Source organism: Prochlorococcus sp. MIT 1342 (assembly GCF_047304495.1).
In the GTDB taxonomy this organism is placed as follows: Bacteria; Cyanobacteriota; Cyanobacteriia; order PCC-6307; family Cyanobiaceae; genus Prochlorococcus; species Prochlorococcus marinus_D.
This window is the reverse complement of sequence record NZ_CP138957.1, coordinates 209287-232710: the sequence shown is the minus strand read 5'-3', so window position 1 is coordinate 232710 and position 23424 is coordinate 209287. Positions and strand designations below refer to the sequence as shown.

At 54.6% G+C, this 23424-nt stretch carries 22 protein-coding genes and 2 pseudogenes; 16 read left to right on the top strand and 8 right to left on the bottom strand.

Annotation, left to right across the window (positions count from 1 at the left end; all coding sequences use genetic code 11):
• Positions 1–30: 30 nt before the first annotated feature.
• Positions 31–1656, top strand: coding sequence for an Hsp70 family protein (locus SIB79_RS01135; RefSeq protein WP_063403591.1), 1626 nt, complete (start codon positions 31–33; stop codon positions 1654–1656).
• Between the two features lie 130 nt (positions 1657–1786).
• Here the strand turns inward: SIB79_RS01135 and pyrR are convergent, their stop codons facing one another.
• The gene (gene pyrR, locus SIB79_RS01130) at positions 1787–2338 is read right to left on the bottom strand and encodes a bifunctional pyr operon transcriptional regulator/uracil phosphoribosyltransferase PyrR (protein ID WP_063403590.1); all 552 of its coding nucleotides are present in this window, start codon (positions 2336–2338) and stop codon (positions 1787–1789) included.
• A 163-nt stretch (positions 2339–2501) separates the two neighbouring features.
• On the opposite strand from pyrR, the gene gpmI reads away from it, so the two are divergent.
• The gene (gpmI, locus tag SIB79_RS01125; RefSeq protein ID WP_063403589.1) at positions 2502–4124 is read left to right on the top strand and encodes a 2,3-bisphosphoglycerate-independent phosphoglycerate mutase; all 1623 of its coding nucleotides are present in this window, start codon (positions 2502–2504) and stop codon (positions 4122–4124) included.
• A 57-nt stretch (positions 4125–4181) separates the two neighbouring features.
• A complete protein-coding gene (gene secG / locus SIB79_RS01120; protein ID WP_011825182.1) occupies positions 4182–4412 on the top strand; it encodes a preprotein translocase subunit SecG in 231 nt (76 codons plus the stop codon).
• Here secG and SIB79_RS01115 read toward each other — a convergent pair.
• Positions 4405–4572 carry a hypothetical protein gene (locus SIB79_RS01115; protein WP_155724637.1) on the bottom strand — a complete coding sequence of 56 codons (168 nt, stop codon included), beginning with the start codon at positions 4570–4572 and terminating at the stop codon, positions 4405–4407. The genes secG and SIB79_RS01115 overlap by 8 nt on opposite strands.
• A gap of 579 nt (positions 4573–5151) precedes the next feature.
• Here SIB79_RS01115 and SIB79_RS01110 point away from each other — a divergent pair.
• Together SIB79_RS01110 and SIB79_RS01105 are read left to right on the top strand one after the other, a co-directional pair.
• Positions 5152–5442, top strand: coding sequence for a hypothetical protein (locus SIB79_RS01110; RefSeq protein WP_063403588.1), 291 nt, complete (start codon positions 5152–5154; stop codon positions 5440–5442).
• A 100-nt stretch (positions 5443–5542) separates the two neighbouring features.
• Entirely contained in the window at positions 5543–6058 is a 516-nt protein-coding gene (locus SIB79_RS01105) for a hypothetical protein (RefSeq protein ID WP_063403587.1), read from the top strand.
• A 189-nt stretch (positions 6059–6247) separates the two neighbouring features.
• Here the strand turns inward: SIB79_RS01105 and groL are convergent, their stop codons facing one another.
• Together groL and groES are read right to left on the bottom strand one after the other, a co-directional pair.
• Complete coding sequence (gene groL / locus SIB79_RS01100; RefSeq protein WP_063403586.1) at positions 6248–7882, bottom strand: chaperonin GroEL; 1635 nt, start codon at positions 7880–7882, stop codon at positions 6248–6250.
• A gap of 82 nt (positions 7883–7964) precedes the next feature.
• Positions 7965–8276 carry a co-chaperone GroES gene (gene groES, locus SIB79_RS01095; protein WP_011130818.1) on the bottom strand — a complete coding sequence of 104 codons (312 nt, stop codon included), beginning with the start codon at positions 8274–8276 and terminating at the stop codon, positions 7965–7967.
• A gap of 227 nt (positions 8277–8503) precedes the next feature.
• Here groES and atpD point away from each other — a divergent pair, with 227 nt between their 5' ends.
• The 3 genes from atpD (at position 8504) to SIB79_RS01080 (ending at position 11161) form a co-directional block, all read left to right on the top strand.
• Positions 8504–9970 (top strand): F0F1 ATP synthase subunit beta, encoded by a 1467-nt coding sequence (gene atpD, locus SIB79_RS01090; protein WP_011130819.1) that lies wholly within the window; start codon positions 8504–8506, stop codon positions 9968–9970.
• An 84-nt stretch (positions 9971–10054) separates the two neighbouring features.
• Positions 10055–10456, top strand: a complete 402-nt coding sequence (gene atpC, locus SIB79_RS01085; RefSeq protein WP_063399472.1) for an ATP synthase F1 subunit epsilon — start codon at positions 10055–10057, stop codon at positions 10454–10456.
• Between the two features lie 33 nt (positions 10457–10489).
• Positions 10490–11161 (top strand): transaldolase family protein, encoded by a 672-nt coding sequence (locus SIB79_RS01080; RefSeq protein ID WP_063403585.1) that lies wholly within the window; start codon positions 10490–10492, stop codon positions 11159–11161.
• Between the two features lie 103 nt (positions 11162–11264).
• Here SIB79_RS01080 and SIB79_RS01075 read toward each other — a convergent pair whose 3' ends face one another.
• Positions 11265–11789 (bottom strand): 30S ribosomal protein PSRP-3, encoded by a 525-nt coding sequence (locus tag SIB79_RS01075; RefSeq protein WP_063403584.1) that lies wholly within the window; start codon positions 11787–11789, stop codon positions 11265–11267.
• 65 nt (positions 11790–11854) lie between these two features.
• Here SIB79_RS01075 and SIB79_RS01070 point away from each other — a divergent pair, with 65 nt between their 5' ends.
• A complete protein-coding gene (locus SIB79_RS01070; protein ID WP_074161334.1) occupies positions 11855–12637 on the top strand; it encodes a TIGR01548 family HAD-type hydrolase in 783 nt (260 codons plus the stop codon).
• A gap of 111 nt (positions 12638–12748) precedes the next feature.
• Positions 12749–13532 (top strand): annotated as a pseudogene (locus tag SIB79_RS01065) (transposase).
• A 265-nt stretch (positions 13533–13797) separates the two neighbouring features.
• Here SIB79_RS01065 and SIB79_RS01060 read toward each other — a convergent pair.
• Positions 13798–14790 (bottom strand): annotated as a pseudogene (locus SIB79_RS01060) (carbamoyl-phosphate synthase).
• Between the two features lie 114 nt (positions 14791–14904).
• On the bottom strand, positions 14905–16182 hold the full coding sequence (locus tag SIB79_RS01055; protein WP_063403790.1) for an aminopeptidase P N-terminal domain-containing protein: 1278 nt from the start codon (positions 16180–16182) through the stop codon (positions 14905–14907).
• Positions 16183–16200: 18 nt separating this feature from the next.
• Here SIB79_RS01055 and SIB79_RS01050 point away from each other — a divergent pair, with 18 nt between their 5' ends.
• From SIB79_RS01050 to ald, 6 genes are all read left to right on the top strand, one after another.
• Positions 16201–16434, top strand: coding sequence for a hypothetical protein (locus tag SIB79_RS01050; RefSeq protein WP_236072627.1), 234 nt, complete (start codon positions 16201–16203; stop codon positions 16432–16434).
• Positions 16431–17426, top strand: a complete 996-nt coding sequence (locus SIB79_RS01045; protein ID WP_063403581.1) for a CNNM domain-containing protein — start codon at positions 16431–16433, stop codon at positions 17424–17426. The genes SIB79_RS01050 and SIB79_RS01045 overlap by 4 nt, the downstream gene beginning before the upstream one ends.
• On the top strand, positions 17426–18751 hold the full coding sequence (locus tag SIB79_RS01040) for a DUF697 domain-containing protein (protein WP_063403580.1): 1326 nt from the start codon (positions 17426–17428) through the stop codon (positions 18749–18751). The genes SIB79_RS01045 and SIB79_RS01040 overlap by 1 nt, the downstream gene beginning before the upstream one ends.
• Complete coding sequence (locus tag SIB79_RS01035; RefSeq protein WP_063403579.1) at positions 18748–19332, top strand: nicotinate-nucleotide adenylyltransferase; 585 nt, start codon at positions 18748–18750, stop codon at positions 19330–19332. The genes SIB79_RS01040 and SIB79_RS01035 overlap by 4 nt, the downstream gene beginning before the upstream one ends.
• Positions 19332–21026, top strand: coding sequence for an NAD+ synthase (locus SIB79_RS01030; RefSeq protein WP_063403578.1), 1695 nt, complete (start codon positions 19332–19334; stop codon positions 21024–21026). Before SIB79_RS01035 ends, SIB79_RS01030 begins: the two co-directional genes overlap by 1 nt.
• Before the next feature lie 62 nt (positions 21027–21088).
• Positions 21089–22228: an alanine dehydrogenase gene (gene ald, locus SIB79_RS01025; RefSeq protein ID WP_063403577.1), complete on the top strand. Its 1140-nt coding sequence runs from the start codon at positions 21089–21091 to the stop codon at positions 22226–22228.
• Positions 22229–22288: 60 nt separating this feature from the next.
• Here the strand turns inward: ald and SIB79_RS01020 are convergent, their stop codons facing one another.
• A complete protein-coding gene (locus tag SIB79_RS01020) occupies positions 22289–23416 on the bottom strand; it encodes a DUF3326 domain-containing protein (protein ID WP_063403576.1) in 1128 nt (375 codons plus the stop codon).
• Between the last annotated feature and the right edge of the window lie 8 nt (positions 23417–23424).

Below are 23424 nucleotides of genomic sequence, written 5' to 3'. Positions count from 1 at the left end.
TCTTAGCCTAGTAATGACTACAACCTGGCCATGGCCATGGACATGCCCCCAGAGGGCGAAGAAAAGCTTCAGGTTTTCCAACAAGTTGGCACCCTTGCCATTGACCTTGGGAACACCACCACGGTTGTGGCCTTCCAGGCTGAACGTGCTGCCAGCCCTCAACTCCTCGATCTCCCACCAATCAGCCGTCGCCCAGGAGAAGTCCCAAGTTTGATCTGGGCCGGCCAAGGCAATGACCCCAACCCTCTAGTGGGGCAGCAAGTGGACGAAGCAGGCCTGGTGGGGCAGGGTCACACAAGCTTGAGCAGAGACTTCAAGCGCTGGATCGGTGCACCTCATCCAAGCAAAAGCGATGGCTCTTGCCTCTCGCCAGAACAGGCCGGAGAAATCTTGCTGCAGCAGATCTGGCGCCGACTCCCTCCCCATATCGAGGTGCGACGTCTTGTGCTCACTGCGCCAGTGGAGAGCTATCGCGCCTATAGAACCTGGCTGAATCAGGTCTGCACAACACTGCCGGTTGAAGAGATCGCCCTGGTTGATGAACCCACCGCTGCTGCAATGGGTGCCGGCCTACCCCCAGGCTCCAAGCTGTTGGTGATGGACATCGGTGGCAGCACCATTGATCTATCCCTCGTGGCCCTCGAAGGTGGTGAAGGACGGGCAGCTCCAATCGCCCAATTACTTCGATTTGCTGGCCAAGATCTTGAGGACAGCAGCAAACAAGCCCTGCGCTGCGCACGCGTGCTTGGCAAGGCTGGACTGAAGCTGGGTGGACGGGACCTCGATCATTGGATTGCCAATCATCTTTATCCCGACGTTCCGCTCTCAGAAACACTCCTCAATGCTGCAGAGAGGCTCAAATGCCGCCTTAGCCAGGTGGATCTTCGCGCTGAGGCCACCCAGCTGGAGATTGCCGCCGATTCAGAAGGCAATGAAGTCCTGCCTCTACGTCTCTGCCGCAGGGAGCTGGAAGAGCTGCTCATCGCCAGAGGCTTGCTTAACAGCCTGGCCAGCCTGCTCAATGAAACCCTGGCAAGGGGGCGTGGCAACGGTTGCGAACTCAAAGACCTACAGGGGGTCGTAGCCGTCGGCGGCGGCGCACAAATCCCCCTCGTTCGCAGTTGGTTGCAGCAGCAAACTCAACCAGCCCCACTCCTCACACCTCCCCCCATAGAGGCCGTTGCTGTTGGAGCCCTGCAACTCACACCGGGGGTCAAAGTTCAGGATGTACTGCACCGCGGAGTCTCTCTGCGCTGCTGGGATCAGCGAGGTGGACAACATCATTGGCATCCGCTGTTCCTCGCTGGTCAGCCCTGGCCAACAACCGCCCCCCTTGAGCTTGTGCTGGCCGCCAGCCGGATCGATCAACTGGAGCTAGAGGTGGTGCTTGCTGAGCCAGACATCAACGAGAGCCATGAGGTCATCTACATCGATGGAATGCCAACCCTGCAATCAAAGCCAGCAGAACGCAAACTGCATCCCTGGCCAGGAACCTGCCCTACAGCTTCGCTTGCACTACAACCACCCGGTCAGCCGGGGCAAGACTGCCTGAGGTTGCAATTCTCGATCGATGACGATGCCCAGCTGCAGATGGAGGGGCTAGATCTACGCAGTGGTGAGCGGCTAGGCAAGCAAAAGCTTGGCACCGTGCAGTAACTGATTCATCCACACCAACCTCAACGCAATCCAAAGGCAAGACGACCATGGGCTGAACTGACCTCTGTCATCAAGACGAACAACGCCGATGCATGAACACAAAGTTCACCAGCTCAGCGTGTTGTCCTCATCAAGGCAACTGGCGCAAGTAAACCCCCTCTTCTCCATCCACATCAGAGAGGCGCAATTCGATGCTTTCCGTGCGACGAGTCGGAACTTTGCGACCACAGAAATCTGGTTGAATCGGCACTTCCCGATGCCCGCGATCCACCATCACCAACAGCATCACCCGCTGAGGCCTGCCCCAGGCCTGAAGAGCTTCAAGGGCAGCGCGCACTGTGCGTCCGGTAAAAATCACATCATCCACCAACACAACCTCTCGCCCCTCAACGCTGTTGGGGAGATCGGTGGGTTGCACCATCCGAGTACCGACTCGACCCAGATCATCACGATGAAAGGTGGGGTCCAAACTTCCCTGATCAATGCGATGGCCAGCAATGGGTTCCAACTCTTTGGCCAACACACGAGAGAGATGCACCCCTCGCGTAGGAATTCCCAGGAACAAAAGCTCCCGGCTATCAGCAACAGACTCGAGTACTTGAGAAGCAAGGCGCGAAAGGGTGCGACCGAGCTCCTGGTCAGAGAGGATCTCCACCCGTTCATCACTACCTTTGTCGATCATGGTCGTGACGATTAAGACGTGAGTTTATGCCGATCTTCTCTTGCCTCCAACAACAATCAATGCGTAAAAGCTGACGGAAGTCAGCACAAATGCAGACCAAGACCAAAGGAAGAAGTAACTTCAATCTGAAGAAGTCCTTAATAAGCAATAGCCGCGTGTGAACATGCCCAGCAGCAGTTCCGGAAATTCAAGGCATTTCAGCCGAGTTGCACCTGTAGTGCTGGCGATCCTTGATGGCTGGGGACATCGTGAGGAAGTTGAGCACAACTCAATCCGTAGTGCTGAGACTCCAATCATGGATGCCCTATGGCATGCCTACCCCCACACCCTGATCGAAGCCAGTGGTGCCGCTGTCGGGCTGCCAGACAACCAGATGGGCAACTCTGAGGTCGGTCATCTCACCATCGGTGCTGGCCGGGTGATCCGTCAGGAACTCGTTCGCATCAGTGAAACCGTACAAGCCGGAAGGCTGGGGCAAACTCCTGCCCTGATTACCCTAGCCGAACGGTTGCGCAAGTCTGACGGCACGCTTCACCTGTTGGGACTCTGCTCCGATGGTGGTGTTCATAGCCATATCAATCATCTCTGCGGTCTTTTGCACTGGGCTGCCGCCGCTGGGCTCAACAAAGTGGCAGTGCATCTCATCACCGATGGACGAGACACCCCGATTCAAAGCGCGAGCAAATACCTACACCAAATCGAAGACACCATCAAAGCCAGTGGAGTCGGTGAGTTAGCCAGCCTCTGCGGCCGCTATTGGGCCATGGACCGTGACCACCGCTGGGAGCGCACGATCAGGGCCTATGAGGTACTCACCGACCCAAATCAATCGATCAGCAGAGTCACTGCCGAAGACGTTCTCAGAGCAAGTTATGCCAACGGAACCACCGACGAATTCCTAGAACCCACACGTCTTAGCAATAACTACTTCAAAGACGGGGATGGCCTCGTGATGTTCAACTTCCGTCCTGACCGCGCCAGGCAATTGGTGCAAGCCCTCACTCTTCCAGACTTCGATGGTTTCCCTCGAGCCAATCAGCCCAGCCTCGATGTCGTTACCTTCACCCAGTACGAACACGATCTCCCTGTAGGAGTAGCATTCCCCGCCGAATCACTCGACGATCTGCTCGGTCAGGTGGTCTCTGAACACGGCCTACGCCAATACCGCACCGCAGAAACAGAGAAGTATCCCCACGTCACATATTTCATGAATGGTGGCATCGAACAGCCACTAGCAGGCGAGGAGCGTCATCTTGTGCCATCCCCCCGCGTGGCTACCTACGACCTGGCTCCAGCGATGGCTGCTGACACGCTGACCGAGAGTTGTGTGAACGCGATTGAGAGTGGTGTGTATTCATTGGTCGTCATCAACTACGCCAATCCAGATATGGTCGGGCACACCGGTGTGATGGGAGCCGCTCAGGAAGCCATCAGCACCGTGGACCGCTGCATCGGCCGATTACTGGATTCGACCGGACGAATGGGAGGCACTCTGTTGATCACGGCAGACCATGGCAATGCCGAACTGATGCAAGGTTCAGATGGTCAGGCTTGGACGGCTCACACCACGAATCCCGTACCTGTGATCTTGGTAGAAGGAGAGAAACGCAAGCTGGCTGGCTACGGCAATTACATCCAGCTGCGTGAAGGTGGTGGCCTGGCTGACATCGCACCTACGCTGCTGCAACTGCTGGATTTACCTAAGCCCGATGCCATGTCAGGCTTATCGTTGATTCAAGCCATTGATTCACCAACGCCCTCTGCACGACTCCCTCAACCCGTTTGAGGCGAACGATCGCGAGCTGAAGTCAGAGCATGATCAACACATCCCTAGACTGAGGCCATGATTACCTCTGTTCTCTCCTGGGTCTGGGTCGCTTCTGGCGTTCTCTTGATGTTGTTGGTCCTGTTGCATAGCCCCAAGGGTGGTGGCATGGGAGGGATATCCGCTAGCGGCAGCTCCAGTTTCACAAGCACCAGCAGCGCCGAGGCAACCTTGGACAGGATCACCTGGACATGCCTAGCCATCTTCCTCACTCTTGCAGTGATCCTTAGCGCTGGCTGGCTCACTTGAGCTGAGCTTTGATTCCTCCGTAGGCAAGCAAGATCATTGCCAAAAGGATTGAACAAACATGTGATGAACCTCGCCAATCGAGATCGAACTCATCACCATGTTTTTGCATGCCAAACTGCAACTTAACCACTCCTGCACAACTCAGAAGCAAGGCAGCCAATGGAATACACCTCAAAGCAAAAAAGAAAGCTGAGCATGGCGACAGGAAGGGAAGCAGGCCTATCCAAACTCACCGCGATTTAGCATAGACATATGTTTATTCAAAAGATTGCCTGCCTTAAGTTATTATTTAAAATAGGCAATTGCCATCGATCAGCAACATACGTTGACCTAAAGCAGCAGCAGGAACGCAAGGGCCATCTTAAGCACAAGAGGGAACTCATCACTGAGCCAACAAAGAAATTTTAGTGATGATTAAGTAAGCACAGACCTCTCAAATCACACATCAAGTTATGGTTTATACAATAAGCAGCAAAGACAATGAAGAGAGAATCTGTGATGCATAGTCGGAGAATTAAAATCTGCTTCTGCGGCTTACAATGAATACAACAACAAAACGAAGGGAAGAGAAGTCAAGCATCAAAGCTTCTGGCGCCCAAAAGCAAGTCAAAGCTCCTTTGCTAAAATCAAGAGGCTAAACACTATGCTCCAAATGGAATTCAAGCTATAATCAAAGTGTCGGCGATGGCGACTTGCTCTACTGATTTCTTATCGAAAAGACATTTATCGGAAACCCAAAATGGCAAAGGCACCAGAGGAGAAAACATCAAAGGCGCCAGAAGAAAAGATCACAACCGATACAATCATCTTACTTCTTATCAGGATTACTTTTATTGTTTTTGACTCATTGAAAAGACTTGTCTCTCTGCTTAATGCTGGGGTAACGAAAGACACACAAACGGATGAAAAGCAAATAGTTCCCGCCAAGGAGTCAAATGATAAGCTAAAAGGATTGCTCAAGAAAGAATTGGTCGACCTAGTCATTGCCTATGAGAAAGAAACAGGTATTGACCATCAAAACGTCAAGTAATTAGCCAGTCTGCATCTCAGCGAGAAGTTGCCAGCCCATTCAGTGTCATTCTTGCCAACAAATTAGTGCTCCATAAAAAATCATTTACTCTGAAAAGCAAATGCCTCCCAAAGGAAAAGAACTTGCAACAATCATAGAGAAGGCTTCTCCTTTATATGATTACTGGAAATCACAACAAAATGAAGAAGCTGAAAAGGCGAGATTATCAAAGGCAAGCTCAAGCAGTCGGGCTGCATATCTATTTAAAGAAGAGCCATACAAATGGGAGAATCTCTATCAAAGTATTACCAGGGAGATTGCAAGAGGTGACCGAGACTCAATCAGAGGCCTAAGGATCATCCTCGATACGATCAACAGTTCAGAGAAAGAAAAGATGCTGAAAGCATTTGGCGACAACAAAATTATTGCCAGAGAGATGCTGTTACTGGTCAAACAGGAAGACACAAGCAAAACGTCAACAAAGAAGAATCTATTTAGATTTGCACGCATACTATTTGCGATCTTCACTAATCCATATGGCATCGAAATGAAGCGCCCAAAAGCGCACATTTACGAACGCACTGGTGCCGCTATCTATGCATTAAGGAAAGCGATATTATTAACATTTATAGAGTAAGTTTAGCTTCAAATCGATCTTGCTATGCAAGCATCAAGACAGCAATGATCATGCCTCTTGATCAGCACAACTCGCTCATCGTTGCTACCAGTGATCGTCTCCATGTCGAAAAAAAGCACCCAGAAGGGTGCTTTTGATCTGTTCTTGATGACATGTGACTTGTGGGACTCCGAAGAGTCCCGGCTTTGATCAGTAGTCGAAGTCACCACCCATGCCGCCACCGCCGGCAGGAGCTGCCTCCTTCTTCTCGGGCAAATCAGCAACGATGCACTCAGTGGTCAGCACCATGCCAGCAATCGAGGCCGCATTCTGCAAACCAGAACGAGTGACTTTGGCAGGGTCAACAATGCCTGCAGCAAGCATGTCGATGTAATCCCCAGTAGCAGCGTTATAGCCGTCACTGATAGGCCTGCTCTTGACGTTCTCGGCCACGACAGCACCATTGGCGCCTGCATTCTCAGCAATGCGCATCAAGGGAGCAGCCAGGGAAGCCTCCACGATGTTGGCACCGATCAGCTCCTCACCGCTGAGGTTGCTATTGGCCCACTTCTGCAGATCAGAAGCGAGATGAGTCAGTGTGGTGCCGCCACCTGGGACGATGCCTTCCTCAACTGCTGCCTTGGTGGCGTTGATGGCGTCTTCAAGACGAAGCTTCTTGTCCTTCATCTCGGTTTCGGTGGCAGCACCAACCTTCACAACAGCAACGCCACCGGCCAGCTTGGCAAGTCGTTCCTGCAGCTTCTCCTTGTCGTAGGTCGAGTCAGTCTCGTCCATCTGCTTTTTGATCTGCTCGCAACGCCCGTTCACCGCCGTCTCATTGCCTTCGGCAACGATCGTTGTGGTGTCCTTATTGATGGTCACACGGCGGGCTGTACCAAGCATTTCCAGCTTGGCATTGTCCAATTTAAGACCGGCGTCTTCGGTGATCAACTGACCATTGGTCAGCACTGCCATGTCTTCGAGCATGGCCTTACGGCGATCACCAAACCCAGGCGCCTTCACGGCAGCCACATTCAGCACACCACGAAGACGATTGACCACCAAGGTTGCGAGAGCTTCCTTCTCAATATCCTCAGCAATGATCAGCAGGGGCTTGCCAGTGCGGGCAATCTGTTCGAGCACAGGCACAAGATCCTGTACCAAGCCAATCTTCTTATCAGTGAGGAGAATGTAGGGCTCATCCAGCACAGCCTCCATCCGCTCAGTGTCAGTGGCGAAGTAAGGGGAGATGTAGCCCTTATCGAAACGCATCCCCTCGGTGACCTCCAGTTCAGTGGTCATCGACTTGCCCTCTTCAAGAGAGATCACTCCCTCCTTGCCAACTTTGTCCATGGCGTCAGCAATCATCTGACCCACTTCCTCGTCGTTGCCGGCAGCAATGGTTCCACACTGAGCAATGGCGTTGCTGTCACTGATCGGCTTGGCGAGCTCCTCAATCTTGCTCACGAGGAAGTCGGAAGCCTTGTCGATCCCCTTCTTCAAGGAGATTGCATTGGCACCAGCAGCCACATTGCGCAAGCCGGCCTTCACCATGGCATGAGCCAAAACAGTGGCTGTGGTCGTGCCATCACCTGCAGCGTCATTGGTCTTCGAAGCTGCCTGCCGGATCAGAGCAACACCGGTGTTCTCAATGTGATCTTCAAGCTCAATCTCTTTGGCGATGGTGACGCCATCGTTGATGATTTGGGGTGCACCAAACTTTTTCTCAAGCACCACATTGCGGCCTTTGGGCCCCAGTGTGACGGCCACGGATTCGGCCAGGATGTCAATGCCGCGCTCGAGGGCACGTCGAGCTTGCTCGTTGTAAATAATGCGCTTAGCCATGGGAGGCGTTGTCCTTTAAAAATGATGGATTTGGTCAGTTGAAAGCCGGTGTCAGCTGAAAGTTCAAAGTCAGCCGCAAAGCTCAGTTGACGACAGCAAGGATGTCCTTCTCGGACAACAGCACGTACTCATCTGTGCTGAGCTTGATGTCTGTACCTGCGTACTTGCTGTAAAGAACCTTGTCTCCAACTCCCACTTCGGGAGCCTGGCGGGAGCCATCGTCATTGCGCTTTCCAGGGCCAACTTGAACCACCTCGCCAACCTGGGGCTTTTCCTTAGCGGTGTCAGGCAAAAGGATGCCGCCCGCAGTTTTCTCCTCTGATTCAGAGACTTTCACAAAAACGCGATCTCCGAGAGGCTTAACGGTGGAGACGCTGAGAGAAACAGCTGCCATGGGTGTATTGAAAGAGCAAGAACAGGGCGACAAAGCACCACATAACGACCTGGAGTAGCACTCGTGGCCATTGAGTGCCAACCCTATGTGTGTTGATGCTTTGCCGACTAGTCGATACCTGTGCGGGTCACCGAACCCTGAGAAGTTCTCACCATGCAGTGGTAATGTTGCGCCGCTCTGTAAGGGCATGCGTTAGACACGCAACCCCTGCAAAACTCTATTTTCTTATGGCCGCTGCAGCTACCGCCACCGCCGGCACCAAGGGCGTCATCCGCCAGGTGATTGGCCCGGTTCTGGATGTGGAATTCCCTGCCGGCAAGCTGCCCAAGATCCTCAATGCCCTTCGCATTGAGGGCAAGAACCCATCAGGTCAGGATGTTGCCATTACTGCCGAAGTGCAGCAACTCCTCGGCGATCATCGAGTGCGTGCGGTCTCCATGAGCAGCACGGATGGTCTGGTTCGTGGCATGGAAGCCCTCGACACCGGCGCTGCAATTTCCGTGCCCGTTGGTGAAGCCACTCTGGGCAGGATCTTCAACGTGCTCGGCGAACCAGTTGATGAGCAGGGTCCTGTTACAACCGATGCAACTGCCCCGATTCACAGGCCATCACCAAAACTCACTGAGCTAGAGACCAAACCAACAGTTTTTGAAACTGGCATCAAGGTGATTGATCTCCTGGCTCCTTACCGTCAAGGCGGCAAGGTTGGCCTCTTCGGTGGCGCCGGTGTGGGCAAGACCGTGCTGATTCAGGAACTGATCAATAACATCGCCAAAGAACACGGTGGTGTGTCTGTCTTTGGTGGTGTGGGCGAGCGCACTCGTGAAGGAAACGACCTCTACGAGGAATTCAAAGAATCCGGAGTGATCAACTCCGACGACCTTTCGAAGTCGAAGGTAGCTCTTTGCTTCGGGCAGATGAATGAGCCCCCTGGCGCCCGGATGCGCGTGGGTCTTTCAGCTCTCACCATGGCTGAGCACTTCCGCGACGTGAACAAGCAAGACGTGCTGCTGTTCATCGACAACATCTTCCGTTTTGTGCAGGCCGGATCAGAAGTCTCTGCTTTATTGGGTCGCATGCCTTCCGCCGTGGGTTACCAGCCCACCCTTGGCACCGACGTTGGTGCACTTCAAGAGCGCATCACATCAACCCTAGAGGGATCGATTACCTCGATTCAGGCCGTCTACGTTCCCGCAGATGACCTCACCGACCCCGCACCAGCCACAACATTTGCCCACTTAGACGCCACAACTGTGCTGGCTCGTGCATTGGCCGCCAAGGGCATTTACCCGGCTGTGGATCCTTTGGATTCCACCAGCACCATGCTTCAGCCATCAGTAGTTGGCGATGAGCATTACCGCACAGCACGAAGCGTGCAGGCCACACTGCAGCGCTACAAGGAACTGCAAGACATCATTGCCATCCTTGGTCTCGACGAACTCTCAGAAGATGATCGCCGCACAGTAGATCGTGCCCGCAAGATTGAGAAGTTCCTTTCCCAGCCTTTCTTTGTCGCCGAGATTTTTACCGGCATGTCCGGCAAGTACGTCAAGCTGGAAGAAACCATCGCCGGCTTCAATATGATCATGTCCGGTGAACTAGACCATCTCCCTGAGCAAGCCTTCTACCTGGTTGGCAACATCGACGAGGTCAAAGCCAAGGCCGAGAAGATGGCTTCAGAAGCAAAGGGTTGAAGCCCAGCGGGGAGTGAGACATCTCCCCGCTAATCACTTTCATCCCCATTCAGTTTCTCCACGTCAAACCCAAGCCTCCGAACCATGTCTCTCACCCTCCGCGTTCTGGCACCTGACCAGAGTGTGTTCGACGGCACTGCTGAAGAGGTGATTCTTCCTAGCACCACAGGCCTGATTGGCATCCTGCCAGGCCACATATCGCTTGTCACGGCCCTGGATATCGGTGTGATGAGGGTTCGAACCAATGGGGCCTGGAACTCCATTGCCCTGATGGGTGGATTCGCCGAAGTTGAAGCAGACGATGTCACCGTGTTGGTGAATGGTGCCGAACTCGGCAAGAGCATTGATGCAACAACGGCTGAAGCAGAGCTGGAACAAGCCAAGGCCAAAGTGAGCCAAATGGAAGGCCAGGAACCCTCAACCGAAAAAATAAAGGCACAACAGAACTTCAATCGCGCCCGAGCACGAGTTCAAGCCACTAAATAAGCAAATCCATAGGCAGCTGCTGAGGACATTGAGTTGACGCTGCAGCTCTTACTCGACAGCGCAGACCCAAGCAAATGGGAAGCATGGCTTCCAACAGGTCTCTTTAGTGGCATCACAACCAACCCAACACTGCTGAGACGAGCCCAACAACCCTGCCAATTTGATCATCTCAAGAGCTTGGCTGCTGCAGCCGAACGACTGGGTTGTTTAGAACTGCATCTTCAAGCATGGGGAAAGCATGCCATCGAGCTAGCAGAATGCGGCGCTGCCTTGGCCCAATTAACGACTCCAGCTCTCACTGTTCACGTCAAACTGCCGATTACCCAAGCAGGAAGCCAAGCAGCAAGCACCCTTATCGCCGCAGAAATCCCCATCACATTCACGGCCTGTTTTGAAGCCTCCCAGGTCTTGATCGCTGCGGCCTTGGGCGCTCAACACATCGCCCCCTACCTCGGACGGATTAACGATCAAGGCCGTGATGGCTACACCGAATTGATAGCGATGCAACGAGCCCTAGAAGGAGTTGGCAGCAGCTGCAAACTCCTGGTGGCTAGTTTGCGCAGTCGTCGTGATCTCAGCCATTTGGCGGCAGCAGGAATCGACACCTTCACGATCAGTGCTGAGCTGGCTGAGGAGCTGTTTGAGGTCAAGGCCACCTTGGATTCTGCTGCTGCGTTTGAGCAAGACGCATGCTCTGGAGGCTGAACTGCACGCTCGCCCATGCAACCTCCGCTTCAGTCTTGCCATTAAAAAACTCCGCCTTAGAGGCGGAGCGGGTCTGCAGAATTCATTCGTTCGGCTGGCTTGATTAAGCCGTACCGCAAAAGGTGACGTCTGGAAACTTGAGCTTGGCTTCTTCGAGATTCTTACCCTTGCCCTCTTCCTGCCAGTAGTTGATCACTTCCGTGGCCTTATTGAGCACCTCAACGCGCTCGTTATCGGTGATCCAGCTCTTGCCTTCTAGCTCACCTTTAAGTGTTTCCCATGCATCTTCGCGAGGCCAGAAAAAGTAAGCCGTAAGAGGGCTGGGGCCACCGCCAACGATTTGATCAACAGCCAGAGCCACGTTGTCTGGCAGCCACAGAATCTTCAGCAAGAAGCGACCTTCATCGGCCTTTGGGGTATATCCAGAAGGCACACCATCAGCATCGATCGTTGCAGTCGCTAGAGCAGCACTGCCACCACGCATCACAGGACGGCCTTCCTGGGGCTCCTCCTTGGGTTGCGCATGATCCTCAACGACCTCCTTCGTGGCCTGAGGATGTGCCTCAGCCACCGCAGCGGCCGTGCTCGCGACCTCTTGATCAGCGGCAGCGCCTTCGGAAACCGTCATGCTCTCTGCGCTCAAGGAATCTGAACAAACAACTAACCTAGCAGTCGCTCAACACTCTCTATCCACTGAACCTGCAAGGCCTGCTGCTGTTTGACATCGACGGCGTGATCCGCGATGTAGCAGCCAGCTACCGCCGTGCCATCCAGGAAACAGTGCACCATTACAGCGGCTGGCGTCCCAGCGTCGCCGTGATCGACGCGCTCAAAACAGAAGGCATCTGGAATAACGACTGGGACGCCAGCCTGGAACTGCTCAGACGTGATCAGAAAAGCCGTAACCAAGCCTTAGAGCTACCGAGCCGCGAGCAGCTCATAGACGTGTTTAGTCGTTTTTATTTTGGCGGTGATCCCAATGGCGACCCCAGCAATTGGCAGGGCTTTATCCGCAATGAGCCACTGCTGGTTAATCAAAGATTCTTTGAGGAGCTGAGTTCGCTCGGCTTCGCCTGGGGGTTTGTTAGCGGTGCTGAGCCTCCTTCTGCCCGATTTGTATTGGAACAACGCTTGGGGCTCAAGCATCCGGCTTTGATCGCCATGGGCGAAGCACCTGATAAACCAGATCCCACGGGCCTGCTTCAACTAGCCAGCCAACTTGCTGGTAGGAGATTGGGTCAAGGCGTTCCAACAGTCGCCTACCTAGGCGACACGGTGGCCGATGTGCGCACAGTGATCCATGCCCGCCAGCAACAACCCGAGCAGCAATGGATGAGCCTGGCAGTCGCGCCACCCCATTTGCATGGGGTCGAGCAACAAGAAGCACGCAACGTCTATGAAGATCGACTGAAGCAGGCCGGGGCCGATCACATTCTGAGCTGTACAACCGATGCGATCGAAACCCTCAAAAACTAGTGAAGATGTCGTCTGGCCAGGTTCGGCCATCTCCTTGATCTCGCGTAGAGCTGCTAAGGAACTTGGTTGAAAGCATGGCTAATGCTTGAGCGCTGACGCCGTCATCAGCACATGGCTCGAGCAAAACGCTTACTACCGTCTGGCTGCAGTTTTCATATCACGCTGCGTTGCAATAGCAGGCAGTTCTTGATTACCAAAGCCCTTAGGCGGGATGTCCTACTGGCAGTACTTAAAAAGGCCAAGCAGAAATTTGCCGTGAAGGTTTAGAGGCTCTGCCTGATGGCTAACCACCTTCACTTGCTCATCAAGCCAACCAATGCCAAGGATTTGCCGAGGTTGATGCATTTGGTTCGCTTGGTATTCCGCCATGGCACTCAACCGCTTGAGCGAGCGTTGCTGGCACTTCTGGGAGGCAAGGGATTTCTCAACGCCAATCCACCCCAAAGATCACCGGCGAATGCTGAATAACTTGAGGTATATCCATGCCAATCCCAAAGCGACTGGGGTCAGGGAAGGCTTTTATGACCCCTATAGCAACTATGGCCACTACATCAGGCTGCAATCAGACGGCATCAGTGAATGGCATCCAGCCTTTTTAAATCTACCGGCAACGCTGGATGGATGTGCCAGGCGCTATGAGCGTTTCTGCCAGCGTTATCGCCATCACGCCAAAGCTGCTCCTAAATGCCACTGGGGTAGTCGCATGCTGAAACGACTAGTCAGTCATTCAAGAACTAGAAGTAAGAAGAAGAGGATTTCACCAGGCCAACAACGATTGCCATGGGATTGGGATGTTCTCCTCAATCAAATTCCAGACGAATGGCATCAGATTGTGGTGAGATTTAGAAAAACCAATGGAATCAGAGATGGAGATAAAACTCTCAAATTGTGGTGATTAAGCTAGGCAATATAAGTAGTTTTCTGGCAGATAAAGTTGAGGTTAGATTTGTCATGAATGCGAAAAACTATTGCTGATTGATGCCTGCTAAAGAAGACATCAATGCAACTTTCTGCAAGTCAATGGCGCCAGGTATCGGATGGCGTTTTAAGCGAATAGTGAGGTGGTTAATGAAACAAAAAGCCCCTATAATCACACGGAGTTTCAATCAAAAATCGCAATAGCAAAAATCGGCAACTAGACATGTGGCCATTTGTGGCCACTAAAAAAAGGGGCCGCCACAGTCTCCGTGCGTAGTCGTGGTGTGGCCACTCAAAAGAGTGTGACAGTCATCGTGAACCCTCAGATCTCGATTGGCTGGTGTTGCAGATAACGCTTCTATAGCAGGAGTCTTCCATTTTTTCTTGCTTGGTGCTCCATAGCCATTGCTGCCAAAGCGATATTTAATATCTGCCGTAAAGCGAGTATCAAAGGCTTCATCGTAAGAAAGATTGGTGCCAAGCGTTAAACCATTGCTGATGCTGTATGCGAGTCTTCCTTTAACACCAGAACCATCAGCATCATCGAGATCTCCTTGCTGATAGTAATAACCAACAGAGGCATTGAGATCAGGTGCGATGCTGTAGCCAATATCTAAGCAGTAGGTATCAAGAGCACCACCGTCGTAATGTCTGTTCAGCCTGTGTTAGTCATCACCAATGGGAACCAGTGCATAGGCATTGAAGTTCCAAGTGTCTGAGACTGCTTCTAAGCCTGCAGCAACCTGAGAGAAGAAGACCTCACGCTTATCAAAGATATTCACGTTGGTATCAGCATCACCTGTATTCATCGGCCGGCTCTCATAGCCAGCATTCACTCCATACATCCAGCTGCGGTCACCATTCAGCCAGCGATAACCCAAACGGGTTGATGTGCTGATCGAGGTACCAGCAACCTCTGTATTGATGATGCTGCTTTAGCCATCAAAATCAGAGAAGTTGGCATTGGCTAAAGCATCAATAAACCAAACGCTGTTCTCACCAACAGCAATCGGAAGAAAGGCTCCAATGCCGGCTTGATTGGGTGTGCCTGCTCCTTGAAGTGCTCCTTGAAAACCCCAGTTGAACTGCACAGCATCTTTGAGGTTGATCTCCATCACGCCAAGATCTGCTGCACTGCCTTCTTCTTGAGCAGCGATTGGTTGGATAGGAAAACTAGCTAAAGCGAATGCAGCGGCACCAGCAAGCGAGAAGGAGAGGCGAACAGAATGGTGCACTGGGATTGATACTTAAAAGGTCAATTATTATCTGGTTAATTTCTTGTTGCATCAACTAGACCAAATCAACTGCAGTAATGGATGTCGCCAGAGCAACAGTGATTCCCTGATCGCTTATCGCTGCATTGCTTCAACACTTTTCTCCGCTAACAATGTGAGCACCTCATTCCCCTGCTCACTTACCAACACATCATCTTCAATACGAATGCCGATCCCCTTCCAACGATCAGAAATCGCAGGTTGCCCGTCTGGCACTGGCAAACGGTCACTGACATACAAACCCGGTTCCACTGTTAACACCATGCCGGGCTCAAGATCCACCGGATGCTCACCAAGGCGATAGGCGCCTACATCATGAACATCAAGGCCAAGCCAATGGCCAGTTCGATGCATATAAAGGTGTCGGTAGGCCCCTTGCTCAATCAGTCCATCAACACTGCCAAGCAATAAACCCAATTCCACAAGCCCTTCGACAAGCACCCGCACCGCAAGATCATGCACGCGATCAGCAGTACCACCTGGTCTTACCTCAGCGATCGCTGCCTGCTGCGCTGCTAAAACCAGCTCATACAAAGCGCGTTGCTCTGCGCTAAAGCTTCCGTTAACAGGGAATGTACGAGTGATATCTCCGTTGTAGTAATCAACGAGCGAACAGCCTGCATCGATCAACACCAGCTCACCATCAACAAGCGGAGCATTGTTAGCGGTGTAGTGCAACACGCAGGCGTTATCGCCGCCGGCCACGATCGATCCATAGGCAGGGCCGCGCGCGCCTTGCTCAAGAAAATGCTGCTCGATTACAGCCTGCAGCTGTCGCTCATTCATGCCCGGACGCGCCGTATTCCTAGCCAGCTGATGAGCTTGCGCAGAAATCCGAGCTGTCTCACGCATACGCTCGATTTCCTCTGCCCCCTTGCGCAACCTCAACTGATGGATGAAAGGGCAAGGGGCGACAAGACCAAGCGCCGATACGCCGCTGCGTGGGGCCTGCTCGAGTTGCTTAGCCCACGCCTCAAGAACCAGCGGCTCCACCTTTGGGTGCTTCCCCACCCTGAAGCCAATCGCTTCGGCGCCTTTGAGGTAATCGCCCAACAGCTGAGGTAATTCAGCTATTGGATGAGCACGATCAGCCCCGAACTGCGCCACTGCTCCCTCGACACCCCAACGGAAGCCATTCCATACTTCAGTAGTGGGCTCTTTGGGTTGCACAAACAGCACAAAACGCTCACCTTCGGGCCGATAGGGCAAAAGCAAAGCCACCGCATCAGGCTCATCCAGACCCGTGAGATACCAGAAGTCACTGTTTTGACGAAACGGATACTCGCAATCGGCGTGATGCGTCACGAACGAAGCCGCTGGAATGACCGCTGCCACACCCCCCAATTGCGCCATCAAGCAAGTGCGACGCTGATGGAAGATACACAGATCGGTCACGGCAAGAGACACAACAGCATTTGGACGTCAGGATGGCAGCAGAACACCATGCAGGGGGAACCCTCCATGCCATCGTCCGCCATTAGCGGATCACCACTAATCCTGATGCCTAAGACGGTCACACTGCGTGGCCATGATCAGGACTGGCCAAAGCATTTACGACTTGTCGTGATCAACCACGACATCCTTACTCCCCCCCGCCAGGCATGAGCAACGACCTGCTGGTCTTAACGCTATTGGTCGTTGTCGTTATCACCGGTTCTGCCTTGTGCTCAGGTGTGGAGGCAGCACTGCTCACAGTAAATCCTGTGCAAGTGCATGAGCTGGCCGCACGGCCCCAACCAATCGCTGGCGCCAGACACTTAGCCCAACTACGTCAACGGCTGGGACGCACTCTGTCTGTACTGGTGATCGCCAACAACGGCTTCAACATTTTCGGCAGCCTGATGCTTGGCGCCTTTGCGGCTTATGTCTTTGAGAAGCACAACATCAGTGATGTGGCCTTGCCGTTGTTTTCGGTAGGTCTCACATTGCTCGTGATCGTGCTGGGCGAGATCCTGCCGAAATCCCTCGGCAGCCGCCTGGCCCTCTCGGTTTCCCTCTCCAGTGCCCCAGTGCTGCACCTGCTGGGCCTGCTGATGCGTCCTGTAGTGGTGTTGCTCGAGCGGTTATTGCCAGCAATTACCGCCGAGAACGAACTGAGCACGAATGAGAATGAAATCAGGCTGCTGGCAAGGCTGGGGTCGCAAAAAGGGCAGATCGAAGCCGATGAAGCTGCCATGATCGCCAAGGTGTTCCAACTCAACGACCTCACAGCCCGCGACCTGATGATCCCCCGGGTGGCAGCTCCCACCCTCGATGCTGCTGCCAACCTTGAAACACTTCGGCCTGAACTGCTCACCCACAACGCCGAGTGGTGGGTCGTGCTTGGCAAAGAAGTCGATAAAGTTCTGGGCGTGGCCAGCCGCGAAAGGCTGCTCACCGCCCTTCTGCAGGGTCAGGGTCACCTCACCCCTGCAGACCTCAGTGAAACGGTGGAATTTGTACCTGAAATGATTCGCGCCGATCGACTACTCACTGGCTTCCGTCGTGACAACAGCGGCGTGAGAGTGGTGGTTGATGAGTTCGGCGGTTTCGTGGGCGTGATCGGTGCCGAAGCTGTCTTGGCCGTACTGGCCGGCTGGTGGAGGAAGTCAAGCTGATGACGCAAGCCCCCCCCTCCACACCCGAGCGCTGTCACCTTTTACTCAGCCAGTGGGTCAAACAACTATCGCTGAGTAACCGCGAATACAACCAATTCGCTGGGGAGCTGATCGCACTCAATCGCCAACTCAAGCGATTGGAGCAGCGTCGCTTGCGCATCGCAGTGTTTGGTCGAGTAGGAGTCGGCAAATCAAGCCTGCTCAATGCACTGCTGGGCCAGAACATCTTTGCCACCGATGTAGCCCATGGCTGCACCCGTCACCAACAAGCGGTGGATTGGTGCCAACCGATTAATAATCTTGATTCTGTAGAGCTGGTCGACACTCCCGGCATCGATGAGATCGCTGCTGCCGGCAGGGCACGGCTAGCGGCGAGGGTAGCTCTGCAGGCCGATCTGGTGCTGCTGGTTCTTGACAGCGACCTCACCAGCGTCGAAGCAACTGCCCTCAAGACCCTGCTCAAAAGTGGCAGGCCGATCGTGCTTGTGCTCAACCGTTGCGATTGCTGGTCGCCTGAGCAGCGCAATGCACTTTTGGCAAGTATTCGCAGCCGCCTGCCCGCTGCAGCTCTCCAACTACAACTCCATGCTGTGGCCGCCGCGCCACGCGAGCCCCAGCTTCGTGCTGATGGCCTTGTGCGTAGCAAGATCTGCCCCCCTCAAGTGGAGCCGCTGCGCAAAGCCCTGATTCAGCTGCTGATGGAGCAGGGTGAGTTGCTGTTGGCTCTCAATGCCTTACGCCAGGCCGATCGTTTTTACCAGGTCCTCAAGCGAGGACGGTTGCAGCGCAGCAAGGCTGCAGCCCAAGGCTTAATCGGCCGTTTTGCCGCCATCAAAGCTTCCGGTGTGGCGGCCAATCCTCTAGTGCTGCTGGATCTAGCCGGAGGTATGGCTTGTGACACTGCTCTGGTCGTCAAGCTTTGCCAGCTCTATGGCCTGCAGATCGGCGGCCCTGCAGCCCGGCAACTACTCGGCCGACTCTCAAGCCACAATGCCCTTCTAGGAGGTGCTCAGTTGGGCATTCAACTGGCGCTCAGCGCAGTGCGTCAGTTGCTGCTGCTGGCAGTCCCCTTCACCGGCGGTTTAAGCCTGGCGCCAGCAGCCCCAGTTGCCCTCGCTCAAGCAGCCCTCGCCGTGCACACAACACGACGCACCGGCCGCCTCGCAGCACGAGAACTACTGCTTGGCAGCCAACGACGCGAGGCCCAACCAGCTGCACTGCTAAGGCGCCTGGCTGCCAACGACCCTCAAGTCCGGCGCTGGCTGATCGATTGGCCAGAGCTGGCGGCCAACGAAGCGTGCCAACTTCAGACCCTGCTTCCATGAGCAAGCATCAGGGCACCATCGCCCTGTTTGGCACCAGCGCCGACCCCCCAACCTGCGGCCACCAAGCACTGTTGGAAGGCTTGGTGGCGATGTTCCCAAAGGTCGCCACCTGGGCTAGCGACAACCCGATGAAACGCCACTGCGCCCCATTGGAGAAGCGAAAAGCTCTGTTGGCTACTTTGGTGAAGGCGATCGCTAATCCGCAGCTAGAGCTGATGCAAGAACTCAGCAGTCCATGGGCGATCACGACTCTGAAACGTGCAAACACTCGCTGGCCTAGCAGCGAATTGGTGTTTGTGGTTGGCAGTGATCTGGCCGGCCAAATCCCCCACTGGAAAGATGCTCGAGCTGTCTTGCAACTCGCCCGCCTCGCCATTGCTCCTCGTCAAGGTTGGCCACTACAGCTACAGCAACTCGAAGCCCTCGAATGCTTGGGTGGTCGTATCGAGCTGCTACCAATGCAAATCCCCGCCACCTCAAGTTCTGAGGTGCGCAGTCAACCCAAGCCGGCCCAGATCCCTGCAGCATTGTGGCCATTGGTTCTGGAACACAACCTCTACGGCCTCGCCACCAGTCCCTGATGCGCCTTGCTCTAGCCCAGCTCAATCCACTTGTAGGCGATCTGGCTGGCAACGGCGAAAAGATTCTGACTGCCTGCCGTGAGGCTGCTGATCTCGGCGCAGATCTGATACTCACGCCTGAGCTTTCCCTGTGGGGATATCCACCCCGAGATCTGTTACTTAGCCACAACCATCTCGTTCAACAAAGCGATGTGCTCAACCAGATGGCGAGCATCCTGGCCCGCGAAGCCCCTGATCTGGCAGTGGTCGTGGGCCTAGCTGAGCAAGCCCATGACCCTCAACTACCCCAGCTCTTCAATGCTCTAGCCCTGATCAAAAGCTCCCAATGGCAGGTGGTAGCTCGCAAGCAACTGCTACCCACCTATGACGTCTTCGATGAAAAACGCTATTTCCGCCCGGCAGGAACTCCGGCTGTGTTGGAGTTTGAACGCGATGGGCGTCGCTGGCGTCTTGGGCTCACAATCTGCGAAGACCTCTGGGTGGAAGAAGCACTGCAGGACAAGCGCATTGCCGGCCCTGACCCCATCGCATCGCTGCTACCACAAAACATCGACCTACTGCTTAATCTCTCAGCTTCGCCATTCAGCCAATCCAAAGAACTTCTGCGCCAGCGCTTGGCCGCTAGGGCTGCGCAGAGACTGAGCGCTCCGGTGATCTATGTGAATCAAGTGGGCGGCAACGACGAGCTGGTCTTTGATGGCGCCAGTTTCGTCGTCGATGAACATGCTGAGCTTGCCCTGCAATTGCCCACTTGTCGCGAAGCACTAGCCATCTGGGATGCAACCTCTACAGCCACCCATCTCGACATTCCTACGATCGAACCACTGGAGAAATTATTCCAGGCATTGGTTCTAGGTGTGCGTGACTACGCTGGCAAATGTGGCTTTAAACGTGCCCTGCTTGGCCTCAGCGGTGGTATCGATTCGGCCCTGGTGGCCGTGATCGCTGCAGCGGCCATAGGTGCCGATCAGGTGACATCCCTACTGATGCCTTCACCCTGGAGTTCAGCTGGTTCAATTGATGATGCCCTAGCCCTCGCCAAACGACTAGGGATGGCTACCCACACTGTGTCGATTGCGACCTTGATGACGAATTTTGAGGCCGCCCTCATCCCTCCTCTCGGCAAGCCACCCGAGGGCGTGACTGCAGAGAACCTCCAATCCCGCATCCGCGGCACCTTACTGATGGCATTGGCCAACCAACAAGACCAGCTGCTGCTATCCACTGGCAACAAATCCGAACTAGCAGTGGGCTACTGCACCCTCTATGGCGATATGAACGGCGGCCTAGCCGTGATTGGAGATGTCTACAAAACCAACGTCTTTAGACTCTGTGATTGGCTTGACAGCCCTGCTGCCGAAAAATGCCGCCAAGAGGTAGGACTACCAACTAAAGGCGAACTGATCGGTACGACAATCCGCCAAAAGCCTCCCAGCGCCGAATTGCGACCGAACCAACGCGATAGCGATTCACTACCCGACTACGCCCTCCTCGACCCTCTGCTTAAAGCTCTGATTGAAGAACGCCTCAGTACGGAGCAACTTGTCAGCAGAGGACATGACCCTGCCCTCATCGAGCGGGTGCAGCAATTACTGCGACGGGCCGAATTCAAACGGCGACAGGCCCCGCCCCTGCTGAAGGTGAGTTCACAGGCCTTTGGCAGCGGCTGGCGGCTACCGATCGCCGCCGAATAATCACCACAAAACCTGGTCAGGCTGTCCTGATGTCGCCAACCTAAAAGAAGTCATTGGCGTCCATGGACTCCTCTCTTCTTTCGGCCCCAATAGCCAGCATCGGGGTACCGACCGAAATTAAAGCCGATGAGCTGAGAGTGGCTCTTACTCCTGACGGGGTGAAAGAACTGGTCACCAAGGGGCTAGAAGTAAGGGTTCAGGCTGGCGCCGGGGCTGGAGCAGGCATTGGTGATGAGGCCTTCGCTGATGCTGGTGCCAAGCTTGTTAACCGCGAGGAGGCCTGGGCAGCCCATCTCGTCGTGAAAGTGAAGGAGCCTCAGGAAGAGGAATTCGGTCTGCTCAGGGAAGACATGGTGCTCTTCACTTACCTACACCTAGCCGCCTACCCGAAGGTGGGTGAAGCGCTACTCAATGCAGGCACCACCGGCGTGGGTTACGAAACGGTGCAACTAGAAAACGGCAGCCTGCCGCTACTGGCACCAATGAGCGAAATCGCTGGCCGTCTAGCCGCACAAGTGGGCGCCCATTTGCTCGAACGACCTCATGGCGGACGCGGCTTGCTAATCGGAGGCTGCACCGGCGTGCAACCAGCCCGGGTGGTCGTGTTGGGCGCTGGCACCGTGGGCTGGAATGCAGCCAGGCTGGCCGCCGCCATGGATGCCGAAGTGATGCTGCTAGACCGCTCACCTGAACGGTTGCGCAGCCTTGAGGCAAGGCGACGCGGCAGGCTGATTAGCGTTGTCAACAGCCGTGGCCTGCTGGAGCGACTCATCCCCACTGCAGACCTTTTGATCGGTGCCGTCCTGACGCCTGGAGGTCGCGCACCCACCCTCGTCGATGAAGAGATGGTGAAACAAATGAAGTCCAATTCAGTAATCGTGGATGTAGCGATCGATCAGGGAGGTTGTGTAGCCACCAGCCAAGAAACCACCCATACCCATCCCACCGTGACCATCCACGGCGTCCAGCACTACGCCGTCGGCAACATGCCAGGTGCGGTGCCTTTTACCTCCACTGAAGCTCTGGTGAGCGTGACTCTGCCCTACATCCTTGGCATTGCCGGGCGGGGCCTTGAGGAGGCCGTCACCGAACGTCCCGAACTTCTTTCCGGGCTCAACACAATTCAAGGCTCCGTTTGTCATCCGGGTGTCGCCAAGGCCCTAGGGCTACCACCAAGGCACCCAATGGCATGCTTACGCTAAACAGCCTGCCCCACAAGACCAGCTCTCAAAAACACCGTTTCGCGACGCTTTTAATCAGCATCACGACATTGGCATATCAGGGCTGGATGAGATCTCACTCAACCGATCCAAAGGCCTCTGCAGGGAGTCCTTCGCAATCCCCTCCCTGAGAGCCAATAGCAATCCTGCCGCTTCCGCATAACTACGAGCTCTCTGCACTCCGGATGTGATTCCCAGCGCCTCTGGCGTCACCTTCAACACGCTCGGGTTGGTCACGGTGATCAAAGGGACACCCCGCTCCAAGCAAGCCAACACCGCTTCACCGCCAAGAGCACCCTCCGGGGCCACCACTGCACCAAGCTGCTCAGCTCGCAACAGCTCTGCTCCTGCAGGCAATGCCTCTTCAGTTATGAGTGGCACAAGATCCGGTGCGCGGCTTAACCCCACCAACACACAGGCCAAAAATGTATAGCCCAACTCCTCACCAGCAGCACGTGGATCCAAAAATGGATCGCATGGCAGTGGAGACAAAGCCGGCGCATGAGCGCAAGGCAAGCCGAGCTCACGCACCAGCAAATGGCTAATCACCGCCTCGGCACCAGCAAGCTCATCAACACCACTGCCCTGGCGATAGGCCCTCAGAGCCTCGCTTTGAGGATCCTCCGGGAAACGGGCAACCACAGCGATTGCGCTGGCACCGGCATCACGAAGCTGCTCGCCAGCCCGCAGCAGCGCATCGGGCTGGCCTAATTCACCCCAGCTAGCCCCACTACTCCCCTCGCGTAAGCGCACCTCCAAGGGAACGGCTGTGGTAACCACTGGCCCGAGATTCAAGCCAAGACTGGCGCGACAACCCTCAGCGACCTGCCATTGCCTCTGCCGCAACTCCGGTTCGATGCCAGCATCCAACAACAGACCAATCCGTTGCTGACGCACAGGTCGCAAGCCAAGCTCACCAGCAGCAAAACGATCCAAGCTGTAGCCCTCGACGTATTGAATACGCGGGTCGCTCCAATAAAGCGCCGCTCCATTGATCACATTCGGATGGGTGATCAAGCAACCGCTAGCTGCTGCTAACAGCCGAGCACTAGGCAAAGCATCACCGGCATAGCCACCAATCTCACAGCCAATCCCGGTAGGCACCACCAGCAAGGTAGGCAATGGAGGCGGGATCGATACGCTTGCAGAGAGAAGAAAAGAAGGGATCAAAACGTCAT